The following is a 14,622-nucleotide window of genomic DNA, read 5'->3' as shown; positions in this document are numbered from 1 at the left end:
CACCCAATATGTTAGACGAAGAATGTTCACCGGGACTTGTTAAAATCCTGCCGATTATTAAGCTCTAATCGTTTTTCAGAACCTTGATGAAGGCTTCCTGGGGGATGCTGACCTTACCAAAGGCCTTCATCTTTTCTTTACCTTTCTTCTGTTTCTCCAGCAGCTTGCGCTTCCGTGAAATATCACCGCCGTAACACTTGGCGGTCACGTTTTTGCGCATCGCGGAAATGCGTTCGGCAGCAACGATTTTGCCACCGATGCAGGCTTGGATCGCTACCACAAAAAGCTGCTGTGGAATAACTTCCTTAAGCTTTACCGCAAGCTGACGACCATAGGTTTCTGCCTTGTCGCGGTGCACGATGGTGGAGAAAGCTTCCACCGGTTCACCGGCGATGAGCATGTCCATTTTAACCATTTTCGCAGCGCGGTAACCGCAGTGCTCGTAGTCCATGGAACCGTAGCCGCGGGTCATTGATTTCATGCGGTCGTTAAAGTCTACCAAGATCTCAGCCAACGGCAGCTCACAGGTGAGCATCACGCGGGTGTCATCGATGGTCTCGGTGTGGGTGAGTTCGCCACGTTTTTCCATCACCAGCGACATGATATCGCCGATGTATTCGCTGGGCACCATGATGAAGGTGCGGACCATGGGCTCGCGGATTGACTCGATTTCCTGTGCCTCTGGGAGGAAGGAGGGGTTATCGATGATCATCTCTTCGCCGTTGGTTTTGGTCACTTCGTAAATCACCGACGGGTAGGTGGAAATGACGTCCATGTTGAACTCGCGGCGGAGGCGCTCTTGAATGATTTCCATGTGCAGCAGTCCGAGGAAGCCACAGCGGAAACCGAAACCGAGGGCGGATGAACTCTCGGACATGAAGGTGAATGCCGCATCGTTGATCTGCAGCTTGCCCATGGCGGTTTTCAAGTTCTCGTAGTCTGAGCTATCGACCGGATAGATGCCGGAGAAAACCATCGGCTGGATTTCTTTGTAACCCGGAAGCGCTTCGGCGCAGGGGTGGGTGGAGTCTGTTAGGGTATCGCCAATCTTCGCCTCGTCAGCGGATTTCATGTTGGCAATAACGTAACCCACATCACCGGCGATGAGTCCATCGCGTTTGGTCATCTTCGGTGTGAAGACGCCACATTCCTTCACCTCGTATGTCTTATCGGTGGCAAAAAGTTTGATGCGTTGGCGCGGCTTGATGGTGCCGCTAAACACACGGACGTAGGAAATTACACCTCGGAACGGATCGTAGATGGAATCGAACACGGTGGCGCGCAGAAGTTTGTCCTCGTTCTCCACCGGTGGTGGGACGCGGGCGACCACGGCCTCAAGGATGTCCTCGATGCCGATGCCGTTTTTTGCAGATGCGGGGATCGCTTCCTCGGCAGGAATGGCGAGGATGTCTTCGAGCTGCTGTTTACTTTTCTCGACGTCTGCGGCTGGCAGGTCGATTTTGTTCAGCACGGGAATAATGACGAGGTTCTGGTCCATCGCCAAGTGCAGGTTAGCCATCGTCTGAGCCTCCACGCCTTGTGCGGCATCGATCATCAGAATGGCTCCCTCACAGGCTGCGAGGGAACGGGCGACCTCGTAGGAAAAATCGACGTGACCAGGTGTGTCCAGCAAGTTCAGGCTGTAGATTTTACCATCCTTCGCCTTGTATTTCATGGCGACTGGGTGGGACTTGATGGTGATACCTTTCTCTCGCTCAAGATCCATGGCGTCGAGCAGTTGATCCTGCTTCTGACGCTCGGTAATCGTCTGGGTGTATTCCAGAAGTCGATCCGACAGGGTGGTCTTGCCGTGATCGATGTGGGCGATGATCGAGAAGTTACGTGTGAGTTCTGTGCTCATTATTTTAAACCGCGAAATACGCTAAAGTTTGAAGGTGATGCCGCAGCGCGGCGAAGTTGATTACTGACTACCGAATACTTATAACTAACTACTGGAATCATCCTTTGATCTCCATGAGCATCTGGGCATTGTTAGGGAATTTCTTCAGGAAGAAAAGCAGGCGTTCCATGGCTTCCTCCGGACGGTGACCGGAGAGGCCACGGCGGATGAGGTGGATCTTGTGCAGCAGGTGCTCTGCCATGATCAGTTCTTCACGGCGGGTGCCAGACTTGAAGATATCCACGGCTGGGTAGATATACTGCTCGGCAATGCGGCGGTCTAACACAAGTTCCATGTTGCCGGTGCCTTTGAACTCTTGGAAAATGGCTTCGTCAGCACGCGAGTTCGTCTGGATGAGAGCGGTGGCAAGAATGGTGAGTGATCCTGCTTGGCGAGTATTTCTCGCTGCGGCGAAGAGTTTACGTGGAAGTTCAAGCGCTCCTGCGACAATACCGCCTGACTGGTAACCGCGGTTTTTATTGCCACCGCGTCCTCCTCCACCTCCTCCGGTGTTGTAAGCACGGGCAAGGCGAGTGATCGAGTCCATCAGGATAAGCACATCTTTGTCTCCTTCGACTAAACGCTTGGCACGCTCGATACACATTTCGGCAATGCGCGCGTGATTGCGGGATGGATCATCGTTTGAGCTGGCATAGATTTCCACACCAGGCAGGCAACGTCTGAACTCGGTGACTTCCTCCGGACGCTCATCGACTAACAGAATAATCAGATGGATCGATTCATCGTATTTTTCTCTGATCGCTTCTGCCATGTGCAGCATCAGAGTTGTTTTACCAGAACGTGGGGGCGAGACGATGAGTCCGCGCTGACCGCGACCGACAGGAGAAACGATGTCTAACACTCGCGTAGTAAATCGCTCGGGGGTTGTTTCAAATGCAATCCGACGATTCGGGTTTATCGCTTTCAGTTCCTCAAAGTGGGGGAGTCTGAAAGCTTCCTCCGGCTTGAGATCATTGACAGTATCGATCTTGGTAAGCTGTGGTCCGCGTGGTCCGTCTTGGCTAGTGCCGTGAATCCAGACACCGGCGCGCAGGCCATGGGTGCGGATGAAATCAGGTGGCACAAAGACGTCCTTCTTACACTGCTCGTAATTTTTCTCAGGCACTCGTAGGAAACCAAATCCTTTCGGAGCGATCTCTAACATCCCATTGACATCTACTGGATCACCGGTGAGGACGATCTCACGTTTCGGCGGACGTTCACGCTTTTGGTGTTCGCGTTTCTGGTTTGGGTGATTGCCTTGATTTCTCTGATTACCACCGCCGTTGCCATCGTCTCTGCGTCCTTTGTTACGCTTATTGTTCCGGCGGTCATTGCGCTGGCGACCGTTTTTATTTCGGTCTCCTTGTTGCTGGCGATTGTCTTGGCGGTCATTGCGATCATCTCTGCGGTTCTGACGGTTGTCGTCGCGTTCCTCGCGGTCAGATTGATAGTTAGACGATTGTGAATCTTGATTGTCGCGCTTGACCGGTCCAAGTCCCTTGACACGACCCATTCTCGGTTGCTCCGTCTCGTCACTGGTAGAAGCTTGTGGTTCGTTGGACGGCTCAGGTTTTGTTTCCTTGGCTGCTTTGATCGTTTTCGCAGGCTTTTCTGCCTTTGGTTCTTTGGCTTTCTTTGGAGTGGGGGAGTCGAGCGGAAGTTCCTCCTGAGTGGCAGTCGGCTTTTTAGCAGCTTTTTTCGCTGCTTTCTTAGCGGTCTTTTTAACGGCTTTGGTCGCTTTTTTGGCTGCCTTTTTTACCGTTTTTTTAGCGGTCTTCTTTTTGGCTGGCGCCTTTTTGGCGGCGGTCTCGTTAGAGTCCTTGGTCGTAGCCTCGGGAGTTTCAGGATGGTGGTCCTGTGTGGATGGATCGCTCATGTGAAATGAAGAAATAGGAGAATGATTCAGTTAAGAAATGGTAGGCAGGACCATTGACAGGACGCATGCAGTGGGGTGAGGAAAACCGAGGTAATCGTGAATTCTGAAATGTAATATGGGAAAAAGGAAATCCTCCAAAAATGAAGGTGAGGTCACGGATGACTTGCTTGGATGACGCCGGTCACGGAATGTGAGTCGGGTGGAAGTCATCTCCATCTGGGGCGTTCAAGATCGCGAGCCCTTGGAGTTGAGTCCTGGTTGGCGGAAGACAAATTTCTCACCGCCACATCGTCCAGACACGTGCAATATGTAGTATCTATGCTGCTTTGGCAATGATTTATTTCGCAGCTGATTGCTAGATACCTATTGTATAAAAAAGGCGGCAGGAGAACCTGACGCCTTTTTGAATGATTGTCGCTGCTGGTTACGGCAGGTTGGGGAGTTCGATGAAGCCCTCCAGTTTGCGGATACGTGTGGGGTGACGCATTTTCCGCAGTGCCTTGGCCTCGATCTGGCGAATGCGCTCACGGGTGACTTGGAACTGGCGACCGACTTCCTCAAGCGTGCGGGAATATCCGTCCTTGAGGCCGAAACGCTGCTCGAGAACTTCACGTTCACGCTCAGTGAGTGTGTCTAACACATCACCGATTTTTTCTTTCAGCATGGCAAAACCAGCTTCTTCCATCGGGTTCTCAGCGGCTTTGTCTTCGATGAAGTCACCGAAGGAAGTGTCGTCTGAATCACCGACAGGTGCCTGAAGGGAGATCGGCTGCTGAGCCATCTTGAGAACGGCGCGAACACGCTCGACGGGAAGGTGAATTTCCTCCGCAATTTCGTCTGGGCTAGGCTCACGACCGTATTCTTGCACCAGCTGCTTCTGCACGCGCATCAGCTTGTTGATGGTTTCGATCATGTGCACAGGGATACGGATGGTCCGTGCCTGGTCAGCGATGGAGCGGGTGATTGCCTGACGAATCCACCATGTGGCGTAAGTTGAGAATTTGTAACCGCGGCGGTATTCGAATTTCTCCACAGCCTTCATCAGGCCCATGTTACCCTCCTGAATAAGATCGAGGAATGAGAGACCACGGTTGGTGTATTTCTTGGCGATCGAAATAACAAGACGGAGGTTGGCCTCAACCATTTCTGTCTTGGCTTGATAGGCTTCGCGGGTGCGGTGACGCAGGCCCTTGCGGGTGGCTACGAATTCATCGGTCTTGTGCCAGGCTAACTGCTGGATCTCGCGGACCTTGGTTTCAAATTCCTTGTCGCCTGGTTTGGCAGTGAGTTTGCGGTCGTATTTCCAGAGTTTCTTCTGGTGCTCCTCCACATGCACGTTGAAGTCCTCAACCACTTTCTGTTTGTAGTAGAAACGGTTGTAGAGGCGGGTGACGGAGGTGAGATTCTTGTCAAAGGTCTCGAGAAGTTTCTTTTTGCCACGTGGGTTCTTGGCCTGAAGCTTGCGGAAAATCTGATCGTTGTCTTCGTGCAGGTTACGAACTTGTTCGCAGAGTTTCGGAAGAGCGCGCATGTAGCGCTCACGGCTTTCGATTTTCTTGTCCTGGATGACGCGGTCGAAGCGCTCCTTGCCGCGGGTAAGACGGTCGGCCAGATCAAGGTAGCAGTTAGCAATGAAGCCAAACTTGTGAAGCTCCGCATTGGCGGCGATCTCGGCGTCTTCAATGCGCTTGGAGATTTCCACTTCCTGCTCACGGGTCAGCAGTGGCACTTGGCCCATCTGCTTGAGATACATTCTTACCGGATCGTCGAGGATATCGAGTTTCTGGTCGGTCTTCGGGCCGGTGGCTTCATCAGCGTCGTCTTTTTTGCGATCGCGATAGGAATCGACTTCGGAGGCGTCGATGATGTCGAACTCCATTTTGCGGAGACGATCGAGAATGGCCTCAACATCGCCGGGATCCACCATGTCGTTTGGCAGGACCTCGTTGACATCGTCATAGGTGAGGTATTCCTGCTCTTTGGCGAGCTTGATCAGTTCACGGATTTTCTCCTGAATTTCCGGAGTATCGATGCGGCTCTTGGGAGCTTTTTTCGCAGCAGGCTTTTTAGGTGCGGCGGCAGTAGTCGTTTTCGCCTCCTTCTTAGCAGGTGTTTTTTTGGCTACGGCTTTCTTTGTGGCAGCTTTTTTCGTAGGAGCCTTTTTCGCGGGAGCCTTTTTAGCAGCAGCTTTTTTCACTGTTTTCTTTGCCGGGGCCTTGGTGGCCTTTTTACTCGCTGCTTTTGCTGGAGTCTTTTTTGCCGTGGATTTTTTAGCGGCTGCTTTTTTAGTTGCCATATGAGTGTTGGAGGAATGTGTCAGATTGAGAGCTGAAGGGTGCAAAAAATACGGTGCGTTTTCCGCTTAGATACACTTCACCTATTATAGGGCCCAGAGGTCGTAAAACCAACGGGGCGTGAATCTCTGCGAGAGATACGCTCAGGTCAAGGGAAAACTTGCGCAGGAGGAATTGATGACGTTTATCGCGAAAGCTTGCAGATCAAGGCTAGAATGGCTCCTGTGTCTACAATGGAAGTCACGACCGGATCACTCTCTAACACGTTCGATGTCGGCTCCGAGCATGACAAGTTTATCGTCAATGTTTTCGTAGCCACGATCAATGTGATAGAGGCGGTTGATTTCGGTAGTGCCCTCAGAACACAGCCCTGACAGGACGAGGGCGGCTGAAGCACGTAGATCAGAGGCCATCACTGGCGCTCCTGACAATTTTTTACCGCCTTGGATCACAGCCGTGCCGTTGTCTACTTTGATGTTAGCTCCCATGCGGCTCATTTCCGCACAGTGCATGAATCGCTGTGGGAAAATTGTGTCTTCTACCACTGAAATACCAGGTGTCACTGCCAGCAACGAGGTGAACTGGGCCTGCATGTCCGTGGGGAAGCCAGGGAAGGGGGCTGTGACGATGTTTACTCCTTTCGGGTTTTGTCCGGGTTTGACTGTGCAGGAGGTGCCTTTGGCATTGAACTCGACGCTGTGTCCCGCCTCGATGAGTTTGGCTGTCGATGGCTTGAGGTCTTCCTGACAGACACGGTTTAGCGTGACGCCTTTTTCAGGGCAGCCAGCCATGGCCGCTGCGACCATGAATGTGCCAGCCTCGATACGGTCTGGGATGACAGTGTAGTCGACTCCGTGGAGTTTTTCCACGCCTTCAATCTCGATTCTCCGTGTGCCGGCACCGGTGATTTTAGCCCCCATTTTATTGAGGAAATTCGCAAGATCTACCACCTCGGGCTCGCAGGCGGCGGACTCGATGACTGTTTTACCCTTCGCCAGAACAGCGGCCATCATCATGTTATCGGTGCCTAACACGGTAGGACCGTGCTTACCACGAAGGTCACATTCTTGGCCGTGCAAGCCGTCTTTGGCCTCGATGTGCATATTACCACCTTCCATATCGATGGTCGCACCCAGGGCTTCGAGGCCTTTGAGGTGAAGGTCCACAGGTCGATCACCGATAACGCAACCGCCTGGAAGCGAGACGCTGGCTTTGTGAAGTCTGGCTACCAATGGCCCCATGATACAGATGGATGCGCGCATCTTACGCACGATTTCGTAGGGTGCATCGTGGCTGATGGTTCCGGCGGTGATTCTAACAGTGCCACTGGATCGTTCGACCTCAGCTCCAAGAGCGGTGAGAATCTGGATCATGTAGTTGGTGTCAGATACATCGGGCACCCGGCGAATGATACAGGTTTCGCCTGTTAACAGCGTGGCAGCAAGGATGGGAAGTGAGGCATTTTTAGAGCCTGAGATATGCACTGTGCCTTGCAGCTTTTTGCCGCCGTGTACGAGAAGTTTGTCCATGAGGAGGTGGGTGGTAAGTGGTATTAACAAGCCTCGTCGGCCGAGGCATCAGAAGGCTGTGTGTTTGAGTCATTGGGCTCTGGTGAGCCTGGTAATGTGGCGATAGGGAAGCGTGCGATGCCGTTGAGATCCTTATGAGTAATGATGTTGATAAAGCCTGCCTCTTGGAGGAGAGCTTCTACCGCCTCTGCTTGATCGTGACCAATTTCCAAGGCAATCATGCCGCCTGGATGCAAATGCGAGGGGGCTTGCTGAATGAAATCACGTAAGATGTCCAGCCCATCTTTACCTCCAAAGAGAGCATTATCCGGGTCGCGCAAGACTTCGGTGGATAGTGATGAACGATCCGTCTCTGCGATGTAGGGTAAGTTTGCGGCCAGTAGATTGAATTTTTCTTCCTGAAGTTCCGAGAACAAGTCTGTCTCGCAAATGCGGTATCTCGCGATGCCGAGCAGGGTGGCATTTTCCTCAGCCAGTGCGAGAGCGTCACTGGAGATATCGGCGAGCACAATCTCTTCACAACGGCCTCCGAGTTCTGCCGCTAGCGTCAGACCTAGCACGCCTGAGCCGGTTCCCATATCGAGCACTCGAAGATCGTCTCCAAAGACAGCTTTGAGGATCAAGCTAGCGAGTTCTTCGGTTTCGGGACGGGGGATCAGTGCTCGAGCATCGGTTTTATATTCCCGGCGGTAGAACTCAACGGTGCCTAGGATATGTTGCAGAGGTTCTCCTTCGCCGCGGCGTTTGAGATTGGCTCGAAGGGGGATTAGTTCTTCCTCACTCATCGGGCGATCGAACTGCATATATAGCTCCACTCTGGAGCAACCGAGCTGATGGTTCACCAGCAATTGCATATTGCGGCGAGCGTCCTCGATACCTTTTTTTTCCAGATAGAGGGTTCCTTTTTCGATGATGTCGAGGACGGTGGTCATAGTTGCGGGTGGCAAGGGTGAGGACGACTGGGTTCAGCTTTAGAAAAAGACCGGTTTACTTCCGGTGGGGAGTTTCACCTCGGAGGGCGGGCCGGGGAAATTCTCGCCAATGAATTTGTCCCAGACGTCTCTAGTCTCATCAGAAATTGTTTCACCGAGTTTTTCCTCACATTGGCCACAAATGAGCATGGGAAATGGACCTTTGATCAGGTAATCACCACTGAACATACCACCGATCGTGTAGTTTGTTAGGCCCTGTGCTTCCACTCCACAGGTGAGACATGAGGCGAGATAGGCAGCAGTCTCAGAATCCCTGCCTAGCTCTTCTTCCCTCTGTTCCAAATCTGCATGGTCATGCATGAAATCGAACATCGCCACACGTGATTGCTCAGAGAGTTTGGCATTCATTTCCTCCCGGCATTCGAAACACATAGCCAGTTCGAAGACGCACTCGTTGGCGACGTAAGACTTATTGACGATGTGCATGCTCGCGTCTGAAAGCAAACAGTCACATGAGCAGCAGTGGGTGAAGGGTTTTCCCGTCTCGAGGGATATGAAGTCGTCCGGCACGGACAAATCATGCCGTGAGCCTGATAGAAATCAAGAACGGGAAATAGTTTTCCTGTTTTGTAGGAATCTCATGACTCGTTGAGATATCAGGAGGGCCGAAAGCTTTTTTTTCCCAACCCCACCTTTCAAACCTTTCAATGATGACAAATGGATAGTACTATCCATTTATGCCTTCAGCTCAATCAGCACAGGGCAGTGATCAGATCCCAATACATCAGCCAAGATCTCAGCCTTGGAGACTTTGTCCGTGTAGCAATGGCTGACGCAGAAGTAGTCGATTCTCCAGCCGATGTTTTTGCCGCGTGCTCCAGCGCGGTAGCTCCACCAGGAATAAGCCTCGGTGGTATCGGGGTAAAAATGGCGGAAGGTGTCGGTGAAACCAGCGGTGACGATATTATCAAAACCAGCGCGCTCTTCGTCTGAGAAGCCGGCGTTCCGACGGTTTTGTTTAGGCCGGGCCAAATCGATTTCCTGATGAGCCACGTTGAGATCGCCGCAGAAAATGACGGGTTTGGTTTTTTCCAACATTTTGCAGTAATCCAGAAAATCGGCGTCCCAGCGCTGGCGATAGGGTAGACGGAGAAGTTCGTTTTTCGAGTTCGGAGTGTAAACGGTGACCAGGTAGAAATCCTCAAACTCCGCGGTGATCACACGTCCCTCGGTGTCATGCTCATCAATGCCGATTCCGTTGGTCACGCTGATCGGCTCATGTTTGGTGAAAATGGCAACACCTGAGTAACCAGGCTTATCAGCAGAGTTCCAGTAGCTGTGGTAGCCCGCCATTTCCAATGGTAGGTCCACTTGCTCGGCACGTGCTTTGGTTTCCTGAAGGCACAGAATGTCTGGCTGATGTTCGGAGAAGAACTCGGCAAAATTTTTCTTAATGACGGCACGAATGCCGTTCACGTTCCATGAGATGATTTTCATAGTTGATAGAGTGATTTTAGCCTGGAGGCCATTTCATCTGGCGACCGGCAAGTATGTGAAGATGTAAATGTGGGACTTCCTCTCCGCCATTCCGTCCATTGTTGATCACCGTGCGAAAACCGTCCTCAGCAAAGCCTTCCTGTTCCGCAACCTTGCGTGCGGTGAGTAGAAGGTGCCCAAGTGTCGATTGATCTTCCGGTGAGGCTTCTGCGATCCGGACGATGGGCTTTTTAGGAACGATTAGCAGATGGATAGGTGCCTGTGGATTGATATCGCGGAAGCAGAGTGCGTCGTCGTCTTCGTAAACGATGTCGGCGGGAATTTCGCGATCGGCGATTTTTTGAAACAAGGTTTTTTCAGACATGATTGTTAGGCGGTTAAGATTTTACTAGACTGAGTCTGATCTCACGTGGGTTTGGTAGCGTTGAGTGTCCGTGGGTTTTGAGGAATGTGATGATTTCCTCATGTAGACGTTCGCAGGGAACGGTCCATCGATTGACTCCGCGCAGGAGTTTGACGCAGTCGCGGGTGCCTGTGAAGTTCAGCTCTTCCACGCCGTGCATCTTGAGGTCTTCAATTTCGTCGTGGATTTTATTGAAAAATGCGAGCTCGAAACCATTGCCAGCTTCGCGAGCTGCCCGGGCTAGACTCAGGGTAACGGGCGGGGCTAGCAGGGGGAGAGTGCGGGCAATCGCTTCGCAACCAATCCGTTCTAACATCCTCCGGACACGGGAGTGCAGCTCTTCGATAGTTAGAACCCGCAGTGGACATTTGTGTTCAAGGTAATGAAGAATCCCAGCTAACAGGTCATCAATGAAAGGGAAGTCCTCTCGTTCCGCAGCCTCCGCTCCACGTTGGATTGCCTCACGCAGCCAGCTGGTGTCATAGCCGGTCACTTGATGACGGCCGATCTGAAGAACTGGACGATTTCCGACGATGCAAATCATGCGGTAGAGAGGGGGGGAGGTTTGGTGCTGGGCGGGGGGTTATTTCATGGAAGGGCTGTGGGTTAGGTTTTTCAGGTAAGGGTTACTCTTTAAAAAGTTTGCGTTGGTGAGGATCGCGTGACGCACGCGTTTCGAGTGCCTGAATCTCACGGATGAACTCGCCGACATCATCGAATTGTCTGTAAACCGAGACGTAGCGAACATAGGCAACCGGATCGATTTCATGCAGCTTGCTCATGACCTTCGGGCCAATGCTGCTAGAGGGCACTTCGGTCAGGTGGTCTTTGTGCAATTCTGCTAGAATTTCCTCAACTGCACGATCTAACCGATCCATCGATACTGGGCGTTTCTCACAGGCTTTGACCAAGCCACGGAAAATTTTCTCCCGATTGATCGACTCTCTTGTTCCGTCACGTTTAACGACCTGAAGCTCAGTTCGTTCGATCTGTTCGTAGGTGGTGTAACGGTAGTCACATGCGAGACAAACTCGCCGTCTACGCGTAGTGGTGCCGTCCTTCGACATTCTGGAGTCGATGACTTTATCTTTTAATGATCCGCACTGAATACAACGCATAGGTATCTCCGACTGTTGACGCGGAGGCTAGAACAGCAGATATGGGGGTATCAAAGCAAAAATCATACTATATTTAGTCGAGCAGAATGATATTAAGCTTCTCGAAAGTATAGTTTTTGGAAAAATGCCCTATGCGAGGTGAAAAGACCCCAAAAGCCCCAATTTAGGGGTAAAATTTAATCCCGCCAACGTGGCGCGGATTCTCTAACGACGGCACTCGTTGAGTAGTCCCTCGAGATAGTGGGTGATTTCAGTGAGACCGTCACGCCATTCACCTGGTTCAAGAACTTCGAGGTCCTCGCGGGCCTCTAAAAGCATAGCGGAGGCTGTGTTCAATGAGCTTTCCACTGAGCCTTCGTATTCGGCGATGCCTATCAGCACGGGAAGATCGAGAGGCTGTTGCTCGATAATGCGCTTATTAAGTTTTTCTCGCTGAGCCGGATCCGCTTTCTCGATCAAGTTGAGCAGAGGCAGAGTGAGTTTTCCTTTTTCCAGATCGGTCCGCAGGGTCTTGCCGACTTCATCCTCAGAACCGACCAGATCCAAACAGTCGTCATAAATCTGATAGGCGGTGCCGAGCTTAAGACCGTAGTCGTAAAGTCGCTGTTCGACTTCTTCAGAGACGCCAGACAGGGATGCGGCGATGCCGGTTGCGGCGGCAAAGAGAGCGCCGGTTTTCATCTCGATGATGTGGAAGTAATCTTTCTTCGTGAGCGTGAGATCGAAGCGACGTTGAGTCTGCATGACTTCACCTTGGCAGACTTCTCGGGAGGCTTTGCCCACCTTGCGGCAGATGTCGATACTGTCGAATTCGGTGGCAAGCAGTAGGGAGTGAGAAAAGAGAGCATCGCCGAGGAGTACAGCCATGCCATTGCCCCATTTGGCATTGGCGGTAGGCACGTTCCGGCGGGTATCGGCACCATCGATGATGTCATCGTGCACCAGTGTAGACATGTGGATCAGCTCGAGGATGACGCCGATTTTAATATGACCTGCATTGACGCCTCCTGTAGCGCCACCAGCGAGGATTGAGAGTACAGGACGGATCCGCTTGCCACTGGTGTTGCAGATGTAATCGATGTAGGGCTCAACCGAAGGATCAAAGGCGCGAACTTGATCGCGTATTTGCGCTTCCACTTCCTTGAGTTCCTTCTTTACAAGTTTGAAGGGGATTTTGGGAAGTGTGCTGGGTTTGATCAAAGACATGTCAGAAAAGGTGCTCAGATTGTGAGCATAGAGCGGGCTGTTTGGCAATAGCGGTTTAGCGTCAGCTGTTTGAATTGTAATGGATGGGGGATTCAGGAGGCGTTCTCGGATTCCGGATGGGTGCCGAAGTGATAGCGGGCACTTTCGAGAATTCCACAAGAAATTTCATCGAATTCCAAGCCAGATGTGCTGATTTTCAGATGAGCAGTTTCTTCATACATCGGGCTTCTTTCGGTGAGCATCTTGTTGATGACTGCCATCGGGTCTTCGCATTGAAGCAGAGGACGATTGCTGTTTCGCGAGGTGCGTGAATATGTCTCTTCGGGAGAGCAGTAGAGCCAAACAACAAATCCGAGTTGGCGTAACAGTTGGCGATTTTCCGGACGCAGGATCATGCCTCCTCCCGTGGAAATGATGTGGTGGTTACACTCGCTACTCAGCATGCTTTTCAGGAGCCGTGTTTCCAATTCTCTGAAACCTTCCTCGCCATCACTTTCGAAAATTTCGGCCACGCTTCTTCCGGTCTGTTCTTCAATGACCTGATCGGTGTCAGTCATAGGGTAGGATAGCTTCTGGTTAAGAACCCGACCCAAGGTGGACTTGCCGCAACCCATGAACCCCACCAGCACAATATTGCGCAGGGGATTGCATTCGTCGGGTCCGTGGTCCATGACCGGACTGTAACGGAACGGAACCGTGCATGGCGATAGGGAAGATGGATAAATGTGTCACACTCATCGATCCTGCCTCGGATCTGATGACGCATTTGCAGTCAATTTCCTTGGTTCCACGGCTTTCATAAGCTACTTCCAACCACGTGAGCGAAACGCGAATCATCGATGCCTCCGATCCGGCGGCACAAAATAAAGTTGTCTTGGATGTTGTAGCCTTGCTAGCTGCAGGTGAAGTCGTGGCTCTGCCTACGGAAACCGTTTACGGTCTCGGTGCTGACGCCCTCAATCCCGAGGCTGTGGCCAAGGTGTTTGCTGCGAAAGAAAGACCTGCATTTGATCCTTTGATTGTCCATGTCGGCTCGTTCGAACAAGTCGATGAAGTGGCTGAAGTACCGGAGGAACTTAAGGAAGTGGTGGCTAAGCTCATGAAAGCCCATTGGCCAGGACCGTTGACATTAGTATTACCCAAAAAAGACTGCGTGCCGGATATTGTTACCAGCGGTCTGCCTACCGTAGCTGTTAGGATGAGTGCTCATCCGATTATGAAGGCTGTTGTTAGAGGGCTTGGTCATCCTGTCGCTGCCCCGAGCGCTAACCGCTTTGGCCGGATCAGCCCGACATCTGCATCCGCTGTGGAGAAAGAGCTCTCCGGGCGCATACCTGCCATCGTGGATGGAGGTGCCTGTCGTGAGGGATTAGAGAGCACCATTATTCGTCCAGAAGCTGGGGAGAAACGACCGGTCCTTCACATGCTTCGCTCTGGTCCGGTGACCAAAGAAATGCTTCAGAGGTTTGGAAAAGTGGAGCGTCCCAAACGCAACCGTTCAAACGAGGCTCCCGAGGCTCCGGGGCAACTCGACAGTCACTACGCACCAGTCACCCCACTTCGGTTGCTGAGGAAACCTGAGGATTTCAAACCCGAAGCTGGTAAAAAGTATGGATTGCTCAGCTATTGTGGTTCGGAAAAAACCGGATTCATCAACGCCTACGAGTGGGACCATGTGGAAGAGCTTTCTCCAGGCAATGGCAAGCTCGCCGAGGCCGCTGTGCGCTTTTTCTTTGTCTTGCGCTTACTTGATGAAAGCGGGGTTGATGAAATCATCGCAGAGCCAGTCTCTGAGACCGGTTTGGGGGTAGCCATCATGGACAAGCTCCGTCGCGCCTCCTCGAGAAAGTAGTTTCCATCTACT

The 14,622-nt window shown here is 52.0% G+C and carries 13 protein-coding genes; 1 reads left to right on the top strand and 12 read right to left on the bottom strand.

Annotated elements, in window-relative coordinates:
• Nucleotides 1-64: 64 nt before the first annotated feature.
• From lepA to ACSPJT_RS03040, 12 genes are all read right to left on the bottom strand, one after another.
• Nucleotides 65-1,861, bottom strand: coding sequence for a translation elongation factor 4 (gene lepA, locus ACSPJT_RS03095; RefSeq protein ID WP_435894908.1), 1,797 nt, complete (start codon nt 1,859-1,861; stop codon nt 65-67).
• 97 nt (nt 1,862-1,958) lie between these two features.
• A complete protein-coding gene (gene rho / locus ACSPJT_RS03090; protein WP_435894907.1) occupies nt 1,959-3,779 on the bottom strand; it encodes a transcription termination factor Rho in 1,821 nt (606 codons plus the stop codon).
• Nucleotides 3,780-4,203: 424 nt separating this feature from the next.
• The gene (rpoD, locus tag ACSPJT_RS03085) at nt 4,204-6,075 is read right to left on the bottom strand and encodes an RNA polymerase sigma factor RpoD (protein ID WP_435894906.1); all 1,872 of its coding nucleotides are present in this window, start codon (nt 6,073-6,075) and stop codon (nt 4,204-4,206) included.
• Between the two features lie 249 nt (nt 6,076-6,324).
• Entirely contained in the window at nt 6,325-7,602 is a 1,278-nt protein-coding gene (murA, locus tag ACSPJT_RS03080) for a UDP-N-acetylglucosamine 1-carboxyvinyltransferase (RefSeq protein ID WP_435894905.1), read from the bottom strand.
• Nucleotides 7,603-7,625: 23 nt separating this feature from the next.
• Entirely contained in the window at nt 7,626-8,534 is a 909-nt protein-coding gene (prmC, locus tag ACSPJT_RS03075; RefSeq protein ID WP_435894904.1) for a peptide chain release factor N(5)-glutamine methyltransferase, read from the bottom strand.
• Between the two features lie 39 nt (nt 8,535-8,573).
• Nucleotides 8,574-9,020 carry a hypothetical protein gene (locus tag ACSPJT_RS03070; protein WP_435894903.1) on the bottom strand — a complete coding sequence of 149 codons (447 nt, stop codon included), beginning with the start codon at nt 9,018-9,020 and terminating at the stop codon, nt 8,574-8,576.
• Nucleotides 9,021-9,269: 249 nt separating this feature from the next.
• Complete coding sequence (locus ACSPJT_RS03065) at nt 9,270-10,031, bottom strand: exodeoxyribonuclease III (RefSeq protein ID WP_435894902.1); 762 nt, start codon at nt 10,029-10,031, stop codon at nt 9,270-9,272.
• 16 nt (nt 10,032-10,047) lie between these two features.
• Nucleotides 10,048-10,395 carry a histidine triad nucleotide-binding protein gene (locus ACSPJT_RS03060; RefSeq protein ID WP_435894901.1) on the bottom strand — a complete coding sequence of 116 codons (348 nt, stop codon included), beginning with the start codon at nt 10,393-10,395 and terminating at the stop codon, nt 10,048-10,050.
• A gap of 13 nt (nt 10,396-10,408) precedes the next feature.
• Nucleotides 10,409-10,978, bottom strand: a complete 570-nt coding sequence (locus ACSPJT_RS03055; RefSeq protein WP_435894900.1) for a hypothetical protein — start codon at nt 10,976-10,978, stop codon at nt 10,409-10,411.
• Nucleotides 10,979-11,060: 82 nt separating this feature from the next.
• Entirely contained in the window at nt 11,061-11,552 is a 492-nt protein-coding gene (gene nrdR / locus ACSPJT_RS03050; protein WP_435894899.1) for a transcriptional regulator NrdR, read from the bottom strand.
• A 204-nt stretch (nt 11,553-11,756) separates the two neighbouring features.
• Nucleotides 11,757-12,758: a polyprenyl synthetase family protein gene (locus ACSPJT_RS03045; protein WP_435894898.1), complete on the bottom strand. Its 1,002-nt coding sequence runs from the start codon at nt 12,756-12,758 to the stop codon at nt 11,757-11,759.
• A gap of 92 nt (nt 12,759-12,850) precedes the next feature.
• A complete protein-coding gene (locus ACSPJT_RS03040) occupies nt 12,851-13,429 on the bottom strand; it encodes a shikimate kinase (protein ID WP_435894897.1) in 579 nt (192 codons plus the stop codon).
• A 146-nt stretch (nt 13,430-13,575) separates the two neighbouring features.
• On the opposite strand from ACSPJT_RS03040, the gene ACSPJT_RS03035 reads away from it, so the two are divergent.
• A complete protein-coding gene (locus ACSPJT_RS03035) occupies nt 13,576-14,610 on the top strand; it encodes an L-threonylcarbamoyladenylate synthase (protein ID WP_435894896.1) in 1,035 nt (344 codons plus the stop codon).
• The last annotated feature ends 12 nt before the right edge of the window (nt 14,611-14,622 follow it).

It is taken from the genome of Oceaniferula spumae (assembly GCF_042849255.1).
GTDB classification, from domain to species: domain Bacteria; phylum Verrucomicrobiota; class Verrucomicrobiia; order Verrucomicrobiales; family Akkermansiaceae; genus Oceaniferula; species Oceaniferula spumae.
Note: the sequence above shows the minus strand (reverse complement) of the source record. Positions and strands in the feature narration are given on the sequence as shown.

What these genes read in the sequence shown, in the direction of transcription:
- lepA (WP_435894908.1), bottom strand. Translation starts at nt 1,861, where the DNA reads ATGAGCACAGAACTCACACGTAACTTCTCGATCATCGCCCACATCGAT.
- ACSPJT_RS03065 (WP_435894902.1), bottom strand. Translation starts at nt 10,031, where the DNA reads ATGAAAATCATCTCATGGAACGTGAACGGCATTCGTGCCGTCATTAAG.
- ACSPJT_RS03070 (WP_435894903.1), bottom strand. Translation starts at nt 9,020, where the DNA reads ATGCACATCGTCAATAAGTCTTACGTCGCCAACGAGTGCGTCTTCGAA.
- ACSPJT_RS03060 (WP_435894901.1), bottom strand. Translation starts at nt 10,395, where the DNA reads ATGTCTGAAAAAACCTTGTTTCAAAAAATCGCCGATCGCGAAATTCCC.
- ACSPJT_RS03045 (WP_435894898.1), bottom strand. Translation starts at nt 12,758, where the DNA reads ATGTCTTTGATCAAACCCAGCACACTTCCCAAAATCCCCTTCAAACTT.
- rpoD (WP_435894906.1), bottom strand. Translation starts at nt 6,075, where the DNA reads ATGGCAACTAAAAAAGCAGCCGCTAAAAAATCCACGGCAAAAAAGACT.
- murA (WP_435894905.1), bottom strand. Translation starts at nt 7,602, where the DNA reads ATGGACAAACTTCTCGTACACGGCGGCAAAAAGCTGCAAGGCACAGTG.
- rho (WP_435894907.1), bottom strand. Translation starts at nt 3,779, where the DNA reads ATGAGCGATCCATCCACACAGGACCACCATCCTGAAACTCCCGAGGCT.
- ACSPJT_RS03040 (WP_435894897.1), bottom strand. Translation starts at nt 13,429, where the DNA reads ATGGACCACGGACCCGACGAATGCAATCCCCTGCGCAATATTGTGCTG.
- ACSPJT_RS03055 (WP_435894900.1), bottom strand. Translation starts at nt 10,978, where the DNA reads ATGATTTGCATCGTCGGAAATCGTCCAGTTCTTCAGATCGGCCGTCAT.
- prmC (WP_435894904.1), bottom strand. Translation starts at nt 8,534, where the DNA reads ATGACCACCGTCCTCGACATCATCGAAAAAGGAACCCTCTATCTGGAA.
- nrdR (WP_435894899.1), bottom strand. Translation starts at nt 11,552, where the DNA reads ATGCGTTGTATTCAGTGCGGATCATTAAAAGATAAAGTCATCGACTCC.